Annotated in this window: 18 protein-coding genes; 12 read left to right on the top strand and 6 right to left on the bottom strand. The window is 40.2% G+C overall.

Going from position 1 to position 14,321, the window contains the following annotated elements:
• Window positions 1-238: 238 nt before the first annotated feature.
• Both JWR23_RS04755 and JWR23_RS04750 read right to left on the bottom strand, forming a co-directional pair.
• On the bottom strand, window positions 239-793 hold the full coding sequence (locus tag JWR23_RS04755; protein WP_299513603.1) for a type 1 glutamine amidotransferase domain-containing protein: 555 nt from the start codon (window positions 791-793) through the stop codon (window positions 239-241).
• 158 nt (window positions 794-951) lie between these two features.
• Window positions 952-1,959 (bottom strand): aspartate-semialdehyde dehydrogenase, encoded by a 1,008-nt coding sequence (locus tag JWR23_RS04750; protein WP_299513600.1) that lies wholly within the window; start codon window positions 1,957-1,959, stop codon window positions 952-954.
• Between the two features lie 166 nt (window positions 1,960-2,125).
• Here JWR23_RS04750 and JWR23_RS04745 point away from each other — a divergent pair, with 166 nt between their 5' ends.
• From JWR23_RS04745 to JWR23_RS04730, 4 genes are all read left to right on the top strand, one after another.
• The gene (locus JWR23_RS04745; RefSeq protein WP_299513599.1) at window positions 2,126-3,088 is read left to right on the top strand and encodes an NAD-dependent epimerase/dehydratase family protein; all 963 of its coding nucleotides are present in this window, start codon (window positions 2,126-2,128) and stop codon (window positions 3,086-3,088) included.
• 115 nt (window positions 3,089-3,203) lie between these two features.
• Window positions 3,204-3,929 (top strand): YebC/PmpR family DNA-binding transcriptional regulator, encoded by a 726-nt coding sequence (locus JWR23_RS04740; RefSeq protein ID WP_299513597.1) that lies wholly within the window; start codon window positions 3,204-3,206, stop codon window positions 3,927-3,929.
• Between the two features lie 87 nt (window positions 3,930-4,016).
• Window positions 4,017-4,235, top strand: a complete 219-nt coding sequence (locus JWR23_RS04735; RefSeq protein ID WP_299513595.1) for a DUF2442 domain-containing protein — start codon at window positions 4,017-4,019, stop codon at window positions 4,233-4,235.
• Window positions 4,236-4,238: 3 nt separating this feature from the next.
• A complete protein-coding gene (locus JWR23_RS04730) occupies window positions 4,239-4,880 on the top strand; it encodes a hypothetical protein (RefSeq protein WP_299513592.1) in 642 nt (213 codons plus the stop codon).
• A gap of 58 nt (window positions 4,881-4,938) precedes the next feature.
• Here JWR23_RS04730 and JWR23_RS04725 read toward each other — a convergent pair whose 3' ends face one another.
• The 3 genes from JWR23_RS04725 to JWR23_RS04715 all read right to left on the bottom strand — a co-directional run bounded on the left by JWR23_RS04725 (window position 4,939) and on the right by JWR23_RS04715 (window position 6,809).
• Window positions 4,939-5,271, bottom strand: coding sequence for an MGMT family protein (locus JWR23_RS04725; protein WP_299513590.1), 333 nt, complete (start codon window positions 5,269-5,271; stop codon window positions 4,939-4,941).
• 5 nt (window positions 5,272-5,276) lie between these two features.
• Window positions 5,277-5,927: a tRNA (guanosine(46)-N7)-methyltransferase TrmB gene (trmB, locus tag JWR23_RS04720; RefSeq protein WP_299513588.1), complete on the bottom strand. Its 651-nt coding sequence runs from the start codon at window positions 5,925-5,927 to the stop codon at window positions 5,277-5,279.
• Between the two features lie 72 nt (window positions 5,928-5,999).
• The gene (locus JWR23_RS04715) at window positions 6,000-6,809 is read right to left on the bottom strand and encodes an SDR family oxidoreductase (protein WP_299513586.1); all 810 of its coding nucleotides are present in this window, start codon (window positions 6,807-6,809) and stop codon (window positions 6,000-6,002) included.
• A gap of 199 nt (window positions 6,810-7,008) precedes the next feature.
• On the opposite strand from JWR23_RS04715, the gene JWR23_RS04710 reads away from it, so the two are divergent.
• The 8 genes from JWR23_RS04710 to JWR23_RS04675 all read left to right on the top strand — a co-directional run bounded on the left by JWR23_RS04710 (window position 7,009) and on the right by JWR23_RS04675 (window position 12,831).
• Window positions 7,009-7,809, top strand: a complete 801-nt coding sequence (locus JWR23_RS04710) for a shikimate dehydrogenase (RefSeq protein WP_299513584.1) — start codon at window positions 7,009-7,011, stop codon at window positions 7,807-7,809.
• A complete protein-coding gene (locus tag JWR23_RS04705) occupies window positions 7,782-8,402 on the top strand; it encodes a gliding motility lipoprotein GldD (protein WP_299513581.1) in 621 nt (206 codons plus the stop codon). Before JWR23_RS04710 ends, JWR23_RS04705 begins: the two co-directional genes overlap by 28 nt.
• A 293-nt stretch (window positions 8,403-8,695) precedes the next feature.
• Complete coding sequence (locus JWR23_RS04700) at window positions 8,696-9,334, top strand: MBL fold metallo-hydrolase (RefSeq protein WP_299513578.1); 639 nt, start codon at window positions 8,696-8,698, stop codon at window positions 9,332-9,334.
• A gap of 40 nt (window positions 9,335-9,374) precedes the next feature.
• Window positions 9,375-10,601, top strand: coding sequence for an FtsX-like permease family protein (locus JWR23_RS04695; protein WP_299513575.1), 1,227 nt, complete (start codon window positions 9,375-9,377; stop codon window positions 10,599-10,601).
• A 9-nt stretch (window positions 10,602-10,610) separates the two neighbouring features.
• Entirely contained in the window at window positions 10,611-11,000 is a 390-nt protein-coding gene (locus JWR23_RS04690; protein WP_299513572.1) for a hypothetical protein, read from the top strand.
• A gap of 74 nt (window positions 11,001-11,074) precedes the next feature.
• A complete protein-coding gene (rbfA, locus tag JWR23_RS04685) occupies window positions 11,075-11,446 on the top strand; it encodes a 30S ribosome-binding factor RbfA (protein WP_299513569.1) in 372 nt (123 codons plus the stop codon).
• A 145-nt stretch (window positions 11,447-11,591) separates the two neighbouring features.
• On the top strand, window positions 11,592-12,287 hold the full coding sequence (locus JWR23_RS04680) for a peptidoglycan DD-metalloendopeptidase family protein (RefSeq protein ID WP_299513566.1): 696 nt from the start codon (window positions 11,592-11,594) through the stop codon (window positions 12,285-12,287).
• Window positions 12,288-12,501: 214 nt separating this feature from the next.
• Entirely contained in the window at window positions 12,502-12,831 is a 330-nt protein-coding gene (locus tag JWR23_RS04675) for a hypothetical protein (protein WP_299513564.1), read from the top strand.
• Window positions 12,832-13,175: 344 nt separating this feature from the next.
• Here the strand turns inward: JWR23_RS04675 and JWR23_RS04670 are convergent, their stop codons facing one another.
• Window positions 13,176-14,156 carry an acyl-ACP desaturase gene (locus JWR23_RS04670; RefSeq protein WP_299513562.1) on the bottom strand — a complete coding sequence of 327 codons (981 nt, stop codon included), beginning with the start codon at window positions 14,154-14,156 and terminating at the stop codon, window positions 13,176-13,178.
• Window positions 14,157-14,321 lie beyond the last annotated feature (165 nt).

The raw sequence follows: 14,321 nt of genomic DNA, 5'->3' as shown, positions 1-14,321 counted from the left end.
TAAAATGAGTGTGATAAATGCAGTCAGAAACAAACTCATCTTACGGATATTTGCCTGCGTTAATCAGAACAGACCCTACGAAAAAAATTATTGTAAATTAGTTGTTTAGATCATAGAAATCGAACGAAGAGAGAAATCTTAGACGCTAATGCAAGTCGTCATGCGCAGACTATAAGATTTTTTTGCTATAGCTCAAGAGATAGTTCTCCTCGTTTCTCGTCGAAATGACAATTGGGGATTACACCCCGTGATGCACGCCTTCAGCAATTTCTTCAATCATTTTTCTGTTGAAGGCTGGCAAATCTGCAGGTGTGCGGCTGGTTATTAAGCCATTATCAACAACAACTTCCTGGTCTATCCAGTGCGCGCCGGCATTTTTAAGATCAGTTCGTAATGATGGAAACGACGTTAGCGTGCGTCCGCTTATCATTCCGGTCTCTATTAGCATTTGTGGTCCGTGGCAAATAGCCGCCACCGGCTTGCCTTCATCCAAAAATGCCGATACAAATGCAACCGCGTCTTTATTCTGTCTTAGTTTATCCGGGTTAAGTACACCGCCGGGTAATACCAGCGCGTCATAATCATCCGGACTAACCTCTTTTAGTTGTTTGTCTACATTAACTTCAATACCCCAGTCGGTTTCATTCCATGCTTTGACCTTACCGCTCTTTGGCGATACCACATGTACCGTTATGCCAGCATCCTTTAACGCTTGCTGCGGACTGGTTAACTCCACCTGCTCAAATCCTTCTTCGGTAAGGATAGCTACTTTTTTATTACTTAAGCTTTCCATAATAGTTATAATTTAAGTTTTAACTCTATAAATACTACAGGCAGTTTAAAGGATGGTTTTGGGAAAGTTGAAATAACTATTTAATAAAAAAGGGATAACTTCTCAGTCATCCCTTTACGCCGAAGATTAATCTCTAATCTCCAACCACTAATCTCTAATTAAGCTTCTACAGCTTGCCCTACTAAATGGTTAGCTACCAAATATTCGGCAATTTGCACAGCGTTGGTTGCCGCGCCTTTGCGCAGGTTGTCGCTCACTATCCAGCAATTTAGGGTATTTGGCTGGCTTTCATCACGGCGGATGCGGCCCACAAATACATCGTCTTTATCGTGCGCGTCAAGCGGCATAGGGTATTTTAAATTGGCGACATCATCAGTAACCACAATTCCCGGCGATTTTGCTAATAGCTCTCTAACTTCTGCCAAGTCAAAATCATTGGCAAACTCAATGTTTACAGACTCTGAGTGACCACCCATAACCGGGATACGTACGGTAGTAGCCGTAACGCGGATGCTGTCATCGCCCATAATTTTGTTGGTTTCTTTAACCATTTTCATTTCCTCTTTGGTGTAGCCGTTCTCGGTAAATACATCAATATGAGGTAAAACATTAAGGTCAATTTTGTATGGATATGCCATAGGGCCGTCAATGCCATTACGCTCGTTCATCAACTGGTCTACCGCCTTAACACCGGTACCGGTTACAGATTGGTAGGTAGAAACAACCACGCGCTTAATTTTATAACGGTCATGCAATGGTTTTAAGGCCACTACCATTTGTATGGTTGAGCAATTTGGGTTGGCAATAATTTTATCTTCGGGAGTTAGTACATCGGCATTAACTTCGGGCACCACCAATTTTTTGGTTGGATCCATGCGCCATGCTGATGAATTATCAATTACCGTAGTGCCTGCTGCCGCGAAAAGCGGAGCCTGGGCCAATGATGTGCTGCCACCTGCCGAAAATAAGGCAATGTCAGCCTTCTGTTTAATCGCATCCTCAACAGAGATTACCTTATAAGCCTTACCCTTAAAAGTGATTTCCTTACCAACACTTTTTTCTGACGCGACTAATAATAATTCTGTAACGGGAAAGTTGCGTTCTGCTAGAACCTGCAACATTTTAGTGCCAACTAATCCTGTGGCGCCTACAACTGCGATCTTCATTTTTTTAAATTGTTAATTAATAATTTATTATATAACGCCAAATATCGGGATTTTTTTATTTACAGGCCTAAATTATTGTAAATGATGGCTCATATTTTGTACCCGTTAACCGAAAAGGCCATTCATTCGCGCCAAATTTTTACCTTTGCCGCAACTGATGCTCAATATGAATGAAACAATAATAGTGATTGGCTCCAACGGGCAAATTGGTACCGAATTGGTAATGAACCTACGCGCCAAATATGGCAACGACCAAGTTATAGCATCAGATATCCGTAATACAGATCATCCTATAATTAATGAAGGGCCGTTTGAGCTGGTTAACGTTTTAGACAAAGACAACCTGCATAAAGTATTTGAAAAACACCGTCCTACACAGGTTTATTTACTGGCAGCTATCCTATCCGCAGTGGGCGAACAAAAACCAAAACTGGCCTGGGACCTAAACATGACCGGCCTTATCCATATACTTGATTTTGCTGTTGAATTTAAAACGGCTAAAGTCTTCTGGCCAAGCTCTATCGCTGTTTTCGGGCCGCACTCGCCCAAGGAAAATACGCCGCAGTTTTGTATAATGGACCCAAATTCTGTTTACGGTTTTAGCAAACTGGCCGGCGAGCGCTGGTGCGAATATTACTTTACCAAATACGGTTTAGATGTACGCAGCATTCGTTATCCGGGCTTAATAGGCTGGCGGTCTGAGCCCGGCGGCGGCACTACAGATTATGCAGTAAATATTTTCCACAAGGCTTTGGCAAATGGCAAATATGAAAGCTTTCTTTCTGCTGATACCGCTTTGCCAATGATGTATATGGAAGATGCTATAAGGGCAACCATATCATTAATGGATGCACCTGCTGAAAATTTAACCATTCGCTCATCTTACAACTTGGGCGGCATTAGTTTTACGCCAGCGCAATTATCCGCAGAAATAAAAAAACATATTCCCAATTTTGAAATAAGTTATAGTGAACATGATCCGCGGCAGGCAATTGCCGATAGCTGGCCAAAATCAATAGATGATACCTACGCCCAAAACGATTGGGACTGGAAACAAAAATTTGACCTGAGCAGCATGACGGCGGATATGTTGAAGAATTTAAAGGGCTCTATACACAAGACGATTTAATAGCATCATCGCAATTACCCAAATAGGTAATAACCTTTCTGCGATAAATATCTAAAAACATAAACATTATATTTGTACCTCAAAATCCTGCCTAAAAAGGATTACTAACTATAATATGGGAAGAGCATTCGAATTCCGTAAAGAAAGAAAATTTAAGCGTTGGGCCAAAATGGCCGTACAGTTTACCCGTTTAGGTAAAGAAATAGTGATGGCTGTTAAAGCCGGAGGCGGCGATGTGAATACCAACTCGCGTTTGCGTACCGCGGTACAAAACTCTAAGGCGGTAAATATGCCTAAGGACCGCGTGGAAGCCGCTATTAAGCGCGCAACCAGCCGCGACGAGAAAGATTACGAAGAACTGGTTTATGAAGGCTACGCCGCGCACGGTGTTGCCGTACTGGTAGAAACCGCTACTGATAATATTAACCGTACCGTAGCTAATGTACGTAGCTACTTTACCAAATATAATGGCGCGTTGGGCAAAACCGGATCGCTTGATTTTATTTTTACCCGTAAGTCTGTTTTTACGTTTGTGCCTGGCGACCGCGACCTGGAAGAGTTGGAGTTTGAGCTGATAGATGCCGGTTTAGAGGATCTGTTTGTTGAAGCTGATGAGGAAGGAAACGATATAGCTGTATTACATACCGCTTTTGAAGATTTTGGCAAGATGCAAAAAACGTTAGAGGAGATGGGGATTGAAGTAAGATCGGCAAAATTAGAGCGTGTTCCGCAATCATTTAAAGAAGTGACCGAGGAGCAGGCTGTTGATGTATTGAAACTGATAGACCGCATGGAAGAAGATGAGGATGTGCAGGCGGTGTATCATAATATGGCGGAGTAAAGCCCCACCCAACCCTCCCCGGTAGGGAGGGCTTTAAAAACTTAAAAATAAAGTCTCTTCTACCGGGGGAGATTTAGAGGAGGTCAGATGCCGTTCTTCCACACACGTAAGCAGGAAAAGAAAGTTAAAGTAATATTTAACAATGGCTTGCTGTTTGTTGAAAGTGAGAATGGTAAACAACAGGCTTTTCCGTTAGAATGGTTCCCGAAATTGTTAAACGCAAGCGACGCGGAGCGTGAGGATTGGGTACAAACGGATAAAGGAATACATTTTAATAAACTTGATTTAGATATCACTACAAGCTAAACAATGACGTTCGAGGAGTTTTTTACAAAGAAGAGAATTGACCTGGCTGCCTTTAAACAAGCTGAACCAGGCTTATTTTCTGAATTTAAAACGCATTTCGAGCAAATGGGCGAAAAGAGTTTTGATCACACCAAAAAATACTGGTTCAATAAAATTCGCCGGCAATACAATTTACCGCCCGAGGTAAAAACCGAAAAACCAAGAATAGAAAATCAGTTAGCCGAGCAAACGGTAACTGAAAGCCTGGACGAGCTTGCTACAGCCACACCAAAGGTTGGATTTACCCCACGGTTTAAAGCAGCCGTACCACCTAAACCTGCTGAAACTCCGGCTGAGGAACAGAAAGAGGAAATCCCAGTTTCTGATAAACCAAAGGTTGGGTTTACGCCGAGGTTTAAAGCCGGCGTTACAAAACCTGCTGAGACCCCTGCTGAGGAAAAGAAAGAGGAAGCACCTGCTCCGGTTGAACCAAAAGTTGGTTTTACACCAAGGTTTAAAGCCGGTGTTACCAAACCTGCAGAAGCTGCTGCTCCTGAAGAAAAGAAAGAAGAGACACCGGTTGAGGATAAGCCCAAGATCGGCTTCACGCCAAGATTTAAAGCTGGGGTTACTAAGCCTGCACCACCAAAATCGCCAGAGGAGTAAATCCACACATCATTACGAGCGTTAGCGTGGCAATGACGTGTGTAGGATTTTATTACTATTACAAAGCCAACTCTACAGCCGGATCCCAAAACACGGTTTTAAAATCCTGCACCTGGTCGTCTTTTACCTTAACACCTTCGGCCTCTAACAACTGCTGCATAGTATCGCCACCAAAATGAAACTTTGCGGTTAACAGTCCCTGACGGTTCACTACCCTATGCGCCGGTACCGGGGGCTGCGCAGATCCGCAAGCCTGCATGGCATAACCCACCATTCGCGACGATCCTTTTGTACCCAAATAACTGGCAATAGCACCGTATGAAGTTACCCTGCCCGCTGGTATTTGCCGGGCAACATCATAAACATTATCGTAAAAGTTATAATCGGGCATTGGGGTTATTGAAATGAGAATTTAAGGTAATTAATATTCTTGTTATCCTTTAAATATTTTTTCTCGTAATAGGTTTTGATTGATAAAACCTCGTCGGCATATTCAGAATGGTAAAGGTTGGCAGTATTGATGTGTTCCTTTAGCTTCAGTTCTTGAATTTTATCTGCGGTATAAACATATAAGCCATCATTATCCGTTTTCAGGTTAACACAGCCGCCCGATTTTAACAGCTCTATGTATTTATTTAAAAAACGCGGAGACGTCAATCGTTTCTTTTCCCTGCTCAATTGCGGTTGCGGATCAGGAAAGGTTATCCAAATTTCATCTACCTCGCCCGGGGCAAAGTAATCTGTAAGGTTCTCTATCTGGATACGTAAAAAGGCTACGTTATTTACTCCATCTTCCAATGCGGTTTTAGCGCCACGCCATATACGATTGCCTTTGTAATCTATCCCTATAAAATTTTTGTCGGGAAACAATACTGCCAGGTTCACGGTATACTCACCTTTACCACAGGCCAACTCAAGCACCACCGGGTTATCGTTTTTAAAAAAACCTTTGCTCCATTCGCCTTTGCAGGGCTTGCCCTCGTCCAGCTGCAAAACATTGCTGAAAGTTTCTATCTCTGCAAAGCGCCTTATTTTATCTTTTCCCACTGTTCAAAATAAAATGTCATTTCGAACGAGGTATGAGCTCGAAATGACAAAAAAGTATATTGTATAATTAAATTATTTTATTCCGTAATGATCGGCCATTAAACCCTCAAACACACCACCGGGCAATACCTTCTTTAAAGTAACGGCTATGGTTTGCCCGATAGCACCCACCAAATACTGGTGTGCCGGGCTTGATTTAGCAACTATCTTAACCAGTTGTTTACCAATAGCCGATGGATCGGCACCTGCATTTTCGTCTTTTTCTATACTGGTGATAGCGATGTCATAGTTAGCTTTTAGCGTAGTATTATCAATTGTAAAAGGTATTTTTTCGCGGCTTCCGGTAAATTCAGTCTTAAAATCGCCGGGATTAATGGTTACTATTTTAATGCCTGTTTTACGCAGTTCCATGCGCATACTTTCAGAATAGCCTTCCACCGCATATTTCGAAGCTACATACATGCTCTGGTATGGCAAGCCAAATAAACCGGCTAACGAACTTATATTAACTACAATACCGCTATTATTTTTCAGCATTTCGGGTATAACCGTGCTGCACATACGCACCACACCAAAAAAGTTAACCTCGAATTGTTGTTTAGCCTTATCAACTGGCATTGCATACGCGGGGCCTGCAATTCCGTTTCCGGCATTGTTCACCAAAACATCAATTTTGCCTTCGACTTTTATAATTTTATCAACAGCTGCTTTTGCTGATGCGTCGTCGGTTACGTCCAGTTCAATTAAATTAAAAGGTACGTTTACCTTTTTTGCAAGGTTACGTGTAGTACCATAAACTGTGTGTCCTGCTTCGTGCAGGGCAGTAGCGCTGGCCAATCCAATGCCTGATGAAGCTCCTGTTACAAGAATTACTTTTTTCATTTTTAAAAAAGATAAATTAAATAGCTAAGGTTAAAGTGCTTTCAAATATAAATAAAGCGTAATAAATGGTGCGATTTTTATGTAATAATGTTAAGGCATAAAGATTTGCCGACTTTTAAAAAAGTTGACAAGCTTAATTATCCGGGTGTGTCTATATAAAAAATTTAAAATCCTCGTTGTTTGTTATTAATATTACAACATGAAACAATATGGGCTTATCGGCTTTCCGCTTTCGCATTCTTTTTCAAAAAAATACTTCACCGCAAAGTTTGCCGATGAAAATATTAAAGACGCGGTATATGACCTTTTTCCGTTAGAACATATAAAAGATCTGCAGGACCTGTTAGATGTTAATCCGCATTTATGCGGCCTTAATGTTACTGTTCCGCATAAAAAGAATGTGTTAAAATATCTGGACTGGATTGAACATGATGCACGTACAGCTGGCGCGGTAAATTGCATACGCATAAGCAAGGAAAGCCCGGTGCTGGCAGCATTCTCTGGCGAGGTTGGTGTGGAGGGGCATGATTTCAGGCTGGAAGGTTTTAATACAGATATTTACGGCTTTGAAATGTCATTAAGGCCATTATTAAAAGATCAGCATACCGATGCCTTAATATTAGGCGACGGCGGTGCCGCACAAGCTGTTAAATGTGTGCTGGAAAACCTTGAAATTAAATTTAAAGTAGTTACCCGCAGGCCACATCCCGGTAATTTATTGTTTAAAGATCTGAAGCCGCATCATATAAAAAGCCATAAACTCATTATAAACACCACCCCGCTGGGTACAGCGCCAAAAATTGATGAATGCCCGCCAATACCTTACGAGGCAATAACCGGCGAACATTTATTGTATGACCTGATATATAATCCCCCAGAAACCATGTTTTTAAGAAAAGGTGCAGAGCGGGGTGCAACACCTAAAAATGGTTATGAAATGCTGGTACTACAGGCCGAAAAATCATGGGAGATATGGAACGCGAAGGAGAAGCATCCATGAGAATATTTGCAGTAATAATATTTGCTATATTGTTTTTAGCAGCTTGTGGGGGCAATCATGATTATTCGCCAAAACCAAGGGGATATTACCGTATTGTATTGCCTAAAAAAGAATACCGCGAATATGTATCTGATTACCCGTTCACTTTTTTATATCCAAAGTATGCCAATATGGAGCTTGCCCCAAAAGGCAGGCTGCCTGGCAGTATACAAAAAATGGAATACTTATTAAATATGCAGTTTCCGCAATTTAATGGCACGCTGCATTTAAGTTATGAACCACTTACTTCAAAAAAAGAATTTAATGAACTGGTAGAGGATGCCCGCAAACTTGCTTTTAAAAACACCGTAAAATCAAGCGGTATTGACCAGGGCAACATTAGGTTCCCTGATCATAAAGTTTACGGCATTTATTATACTATTGATGGCAACGCGGCATCATCTGTACAGTTTTTTTTAACTGATAGCGTAAAAAACTATCTGCGCGGTGCATTGTATTTTAATACTGAGCCCCGACTTGATTCCATACAGCCTGTGCTAAATTTTGTTAAGCAGGATATTAATGTAATGATAAAAAGCTTTAGGTGGAAGTAGTAAAATGTGGATTGCGAAAGTTTGAATACTGAATTAATTAAATATTAATGATTTTAACGCGTTTAGTAATTAAATTCGATATAGAAAATTAGTTCCCCGTGAAGTAAGCAAATGCAGCAATAGGCCTATACGTTAAATGTTATTACTGTACTGTACCATGCACACGTTGATACACCAGGGTACACCTTGGCACACCAAATATTATAATATATTAATAATCAACAAATTAGATCATTATCAAATAAACTAACCATTAAATAAACATTCCGAAATCGAACATCAGACATAAAAACATGGCTTCAGTAAAAGTATTCCCCAACAACCCCTTCAGCGAAAACACTTACATTTTATATGATGAAAGCGGCGAATGCGCCATCATTGATCCGGGTATGGATAATGCAACCGAGCAAAATGTTGTTGTGAATTTTATTAAAGATAACAACTTAAACCCTGTTTTACTGCTAAATACACATTGCCATATAGACCATGTGCTGGGCAATAAATTTGTGTTTGATCAATACGGACTAAAACCAAAATTCAATAAAGGCGAACAGGATGTGCTTGATGCAGTTATTGCTTATGCCCCGCAATTTGGGATACGATATGACCCCTCGCCCATGCCTGATGAATACTTGTCCGAAACAGGCGCCGTCAGCTTTGGCAATACTACATTAAGCTTGATCTATGCGCCCGGCCATTCTCCTGCTCATTTATGTTATCATGACGAAGAAGCTAATTACGTTATAGGCGGTGATGTATTATTCAGGGGTAGCATTGGCCGTACCGATCTGCCCGGCGGTAGTTTTGAACTGCTGATAAAAAACATCGAAGAAAAACTATTTACCCTGCCCGATAGCTGCACCATCTATCCCGGTCATGGCCCCGAAACAACTATTGGCTTTGAAAAACAATACAATCCTTTTTTAACTTAGTTTTGCAGTGAGCTAAAACTCATCATTATACAACTCACACTTGAACACCTCCATCTACATAGCTAAACGGTACCTGTTTTCAAGTAAGAAAATGCATGCCATAAATATCATATCGGGTATATCCATGATGGGCGTATTAATTGGCAGCGCGGCATTAATTATTGTGCTGTCGGCATTTAACGGGTTAGAAAAGGTAGTGCTTAATCTGTACAGTAACTTCTCGCCCGAATTGAGGATAGAGGCCCGCATGGGTAAAACGTTTGATCCTAATACACCTTATTTTAAATCGCTGAATAAGGATGCACGGCTATTTTCCTATACAGATGTATTGCAGGAAAAAGTGCTCATCATGTATGGTAACAAATCATTTATATCAACCTTAAAAGGGGTGAGTGATGATTTTTTAAAAAACAAGATGTTAGACAGCACCATATCAGATGGTTCATTCACCTTACATAGTGATGGCAGGCCAATGGCTGTTATTGGCGCTATTGTGCAAAACAATTTATCAGTTAATATTCGCGATGAGCAATCGCCCCTGCAAATATATTCTCCCAGGCGCGGTACTGCTGTTTCCGTGAACCCCGAAGATGAGTTTACTACGCGCGGCATTTTATCATCGGGTGTATTTTCTATCCAGCAGGAATTTGATGACATAGTGGTAGTGCCTATTGAATTTACCCGCGAGCTGCTTGACATACCGGTTGAGGTTTCATCTATTGATCTTAATTATAACAAAGGCACTGACCTTGACAATGTACAGGCAGAAATACAGGATAAAATAGGTAATAACTTCACCGTAAAAAACCGCAAGGAGCAGGATACCGAATTATATAAAGTATTAGGCGGCGAACGGCTAAGCATATTTATGATTTTAACTTTTGTATTAACTATTGCCATATTTAATATTATTGGTACCTTAACCATGCTGGTTATTGATAAACGCAAGGATATTGCAGTTTTAACCAGCCTGGGCGCTGATAGGAATTTAATACAACGCATATTCTTTTTCGAGGGAATGATGATATCAATAATCGGCTGTATAATTGGGCTTGTGCTTGGTCTGTTATTTTGTACATTGCAGCAACACTACGGTTTGATAAAGCTTGGCGAAAAAATGACAGTTGTTGATGCTTACCCTATTGCTATAAAAATGGTTGATTCTGTTATAGTTTTTTTAACTGTTACAGTTATTTCGGCTATTGCATCGGGTATTAGCGCGCGGTTAAGTGTAAAAGGATTGGATGATATTAAACAGGATTTATAATTTTGTAGGATGCGTTTAACAAAACTCAAATACTTATTAGGTGTACTGATCGTTATCGGTATGTTTGCCTGTAAAAATAAGTCAGAGAAAAAAGAGGCTGCGCATGTGTTTAAGGGGCTGTATAGTTTAGGGCCCGAAGCGAAAATATTTAAAGATTGTGCCAACGGGCATGAATACTGGGTTACAGACAGCTCAAAGCAATTAGAGTTAAAATACTGGCAGCTTGTGCCATTTGAAAAACCCAACGAGCCTGTTTACATAGAAGCCGAAGGCAAGATTGTAACGTCTGACAAAAATGATGACGGGGGCCATGAAGAGGAAGAAGGTTATAACAATACACTTATAGTAACTAAAATAATAACTATCACTAAAAATGTACCTAAAGGCTGTAAGCTATAGAAAAACTTTAGTGCGATTAATTGTTAAATATTAAAATCAAACTCATTTGCCTGTTTGGCGTTAATTAAATCATTATGGAATCAAAACGTCAACAAAAATTTGCCGGAGTAATACAAGAGGACCTTGCCGCCATATTTCAGCGCGAAGGCATGAACTATTTACCAAATACTATGGTAACCATAACCAAAGTAAGGGTTACACCCGACCTGGCAATTGCAAGGGTGTTTTTAAGCTTTTTTAATAACACTAATACAGCCCTTGCATTGCAAACTGTTAAATTACATGCCTCAGAGATCCGTTATAAGCTTGGCAGCCGCATAAAGGATCAGGTTAGGATAATACCGCAACTGGAATTTTTTATTGATGATACCAGCGAATATGTAGATCGTATGGACAAGATATTCGATAAAATACATCGCGAAGAAAAACAGCCGGACAGCGAGTAAAGCTCCACTCAAACCCTCCCCGGTAGGGAGGGCTTTAAATATCACAATAAAAGACAGTAAGTCTTCCGTACCGGGGGAGATTATTCACGGTATCATTTTTTATTAAGGCGTTCATGAAGGCTACGCCATTTAGAGGGGATTTATTATGGATGCATCTGCCCGGTTAGCCGCTTATATTAAAGCACACCCCGATGCTATTGGCAAGGTAGTTGATTTTAATGCAGATACAGATCGCCTTTATCCCTTTGATTTTACCGCTGCCAATACCGAACTAAACCTTGATGTTGTTACAGACAGCGAGCAATTTAGCCGCTGGATAAACGCCAAACTCACGGCAAGCAACAGCCGCTATGGCATTGGTGGTTATATGGAGCACAGAACTATTTACGCCCGTAGTCCGCTGTTTGATACAGAGGATGAACCGCGCCGTTTACATTTAGGCATTGATATTTGGGGCGATGCCGGCACACCGGTTTACTCACCATTAAATGGCACTATCCATAGCTTTCAGGACAATGATAATTTTGGCGATTACGGCCCCACCATCATTTTACAACATGATCTTGGTGGCTTAATATTATATAGTCTTTATGGGCATTTAAGTCGCAAAAGCTTAGCAGGCTTAAGTATCGGACAAAGCATCAGCAAAAATCAAAAAATTGCAACACTCGGCCATATCAATGAGAACGGCCATTGGCCCCCGCACCTGCATTTTCAACTGATGTTTGATATGGAAGGCAAAACAGGCGATTATCCCGGCGTTGGCCGATATACTGAAAAAGAAAAATATCTTAACAATATTCCTGATCCGAATTTGATATTGGGATTTCTTGCAGAATGACAAACTATTCTTGTCATTGGCAGCATAACGAAGAAATCTTATACGCCATGTAAATTGGCTGCTTACTGCTTTTACCATTATTCATGACCTGTTTATTTAAACCTCGTCATTTCACCTTCAGAATTTCGGGAAATTTTACAACTCAGAATGATAGGGTGGGATGATATGGTCAATCAGAAATAAAACAATACCTTTTTAGAATTGTAATTTATATATGAAAGTTATAACCTTGCATACCCGTATCAATCCGGATAAATTACTGGCACATTTAATACAAAATCTTAACCCTTTGTTTAGAGAACAAAGGCAAGAAGATATTGCCCTTAAAATTGAACGGGTGGGTGATGCTATCGAAATTTCGCAGCCAGAAATGTATGATGGTATACTGTTCCATTTAAAAATAAAAGGCAGGCAACTTTGGATAACCCGTAATGCAAATTATGTCACTGATGTAAACTCGCTTACAATTGAATCTATACTAAATAGCTTGTTTGAAGATCTCACAGATGATGTAAGGGGAGTGGATCTGATTATCGAAGGATAGCAGTTTCTTTTAGCGTATCCTGCAAGGATAGTAATGGTTAGCGCATTAAAAAAGGTGATGCAGTGTTTCACAAAATAATGAAACAGATGAAACACGCTTTTAGTTTAACTTATTGATATATAATAATTTAACAAAATGAGTGAAACACTTTGAAACAGTACAAAAACTTTACGTAAATATATATAAGTACTTTACAATAAGCAGGTTATGACATTTTATCAATTTTGCAAATATAGCGTGAAACACGCTGATGTGAAACACTTTGTTTTGTCTGCCAACGGATAAATAAAAGGCTAAAACCATAATGGCTTTAGCCTAAATATATACTTATAATAAGTTAAATATTATCCGTTTATCCAGCTGAATTTATACTCTAACATAGGATTTTTCATTCTTTCGGCAACACGCAATAAGCGGTCTGGCAGGTTAATAATATAATCGCGTGCCTTCTCGCCCGATTCATTCAGGTCGCCTATGCTTTCAATATGCCAGTCGGCTATAAGTTCTTTTAAAATATCTACATAGTCAACAGCTGTATAAATACCCAGCCGTTGTGCAGCATCAGTAAAGTGGCCAAAGGTTTGGCCTATTTTTAAACCCACTTCGCGTAAAAAGTGAGCAGGCATTACAATTTTCTTGCGCATCATATCCTCAAAAGCTAACATTGCCTCGTTAGGATCCACTTCAAAAATTTTCTCTATAAAGTATTTATATGCTTTTGCGTGGCGCATTTCATCAGAAGCAATAACACCGCATATTTTTGACAATAACACATCGCCGTCTTTTTTTGCCTGCGACGCTACCCTGCGGTGGGATACATTAGTGGCCAACTCCTGGAAAGAAGTGTATATAAAATTGCGGTACGGATCATGACCGGTACCAATATCAAATCCGTCGGCTATTAAATATTGGGTTGATACTTCCATAGCGCGCATGTTAACACGGCCCGAAAGATATAAGTATTTGTTCAACAAATCGCCATGACGATTCTCTTCGGCTGTCCATTGCCTGGTCCATTTCATCCAGCCGCCCTCTTCATTTTTTGATACGCCCTCAACCATAGTCAGCCATGATTCATAGGTCGGCAATGCTTCTTCGGTAATAGTATCGCCAATTAAAACAGCCATCAAATCGTATGACAGACCTTTGGCTGTTTCCTGCATGTCTTTAATTTCACTGAAAAAAGTGTTACTCGTAGAATCCGGCAAAAAATCAGATGGTTGCCAGATGGTGTCGATGGGCTTAAGATATTCCTGCATTTTTTCAAGCATGAATTTCTCAATATGTGCCATTACTTCCTGCCTTTTTTCTTCAAAAAATATCATAATAATTGATTAATTCACAAATGTAATGATTTAAATACTTATATAACCATATCAATTTCAACCTTAGGCACTGCAGCGTTATTGTACCATGGCGGGCGGTTAATACCCGGCTTTCCGGAAAACAAGAAACCCCATGAACGGTAGTTCACAGGGTTTTCCTGATTA

Source organism: Mucilaginibacter sp. (assembly GCF_028288205.1).
In the GTDB taxonomy this organism is placed as follows: domain Bacteria; phylum Bacteroidota; class Bacteroidia; order Sphingobacteriales; family Sphingobacteriaceae; genus Mucilaginibacter.
Note: the sequence above shows the minus strand (reverse complement) of the source record. Positions and strands in the feature narration are given on the sequence as shown.

Coding starts and splice junctions, on each gene's coding strand:
- JWR23_RS04755 (WP_299513603.1), bottom strand. CDS start 793: ATGGAAAGCTTAAGTAATAAAAAAGTAGCTATCCTTACCGAAGAAGGA.
- JWR23_RS04750 (WP_299513600.1), bottom strand. CDS start 1,959: ATGAAGATCGCAGTTGTAGGCGCCACAGGATTAGTTGGCACTAAAATG.
- JWR23_RS04745 (WP_299513599.1), top strand. CDS start 2,126: ATGAATGAAACAATAATAGTGATTGGCTCCAACGGGCAAATTGGTACC.
- JWR23_RS04740 (WP_299513597.1), top strand. CDS start 3,204: ATGGGAAGAGCATTCGAATTCCGTAAAGAAAGAAAATTTAAGCGTTGG.
- JWR23_RS04735 (WP_299513595.1), top strand. CDS start 4,017: ATGCCGTTCTTCCACACACGTAAGCAGGAAAAGAAAGTTAAAGTAATA.
- JWR23_RS04730 (WP_299513592.1), top strand. CDS start 4,239: ATGACGTTCGAGGAGTTTTTTACAAAGAAGAGAATTGACCTGGCTGCC.
- JWR23_RS04725 (WP_299513590.1), bottom strand. CDS start 5,271: ATGCCCGATTATAACTTTTACGATAATGTTTATGATGTTGCCCGGCAA.
- JWR23_RS04715 (WP_299513586.1), bottom strand. CDS start 6,809: ATGAAAAAAGTAATTCTTGTAACAGGAGCTTCATCAGGCATTGGATTG.
- JWR23_RS04710 (WP_299513584.1), top strand. CDS start 7,009: ATGAAACAATATGGGCTTATCGGCTTTCCGCTTTCGCATTCTTTTTCA.
- JWR23_RS04705 (WP_299513581.1), top strand. CDS start 7,782: ATGGAACGCGAAGGAGAAGCATCCATGAGAATATTTGCAGTAATAATA.
- JWR23_RS04700 (WP_299513578.1), top strand. CDS start 8,696: ATGGCTTCAGTAAAAGTATTCCCCAACAACCCCTTCAGCGAAAACACT.
- JWR23_RS04690 (WP_299513572.1), top strand. CDS start 10,611: ATGCGTTTAACAAAACTCAAATACTTATTAGGTGTACTGATCGTTATC.
- rbfA (WP_299513569.1), top strand. CDS start 11,075: ATGGAATCAAAACGTCAACAAAAATTTGCCGGAGTAATACAAGAGGAC.
- JWR23_RS04680 (WP_299513566.1), top strand. CDS start 11,592: ATGGATGCATCTGCCCGGTTAGCCGCTTATATTAAAGCACACCCCGAT.
- JWR23_RS04675 (WP_299513564.1), top strand. CDS start 12,502: ATGAAAGTTATAACCTTGCATACCCGTATCAATCCGGATAAATTACTG.
- JWR23_RS04670 (WP_299513562.1), bottom strand. CDS start 14,156: ATGATATTTTTTGAAGAAAAAAGGCAGGAAGTAATGGCACATATTGAG.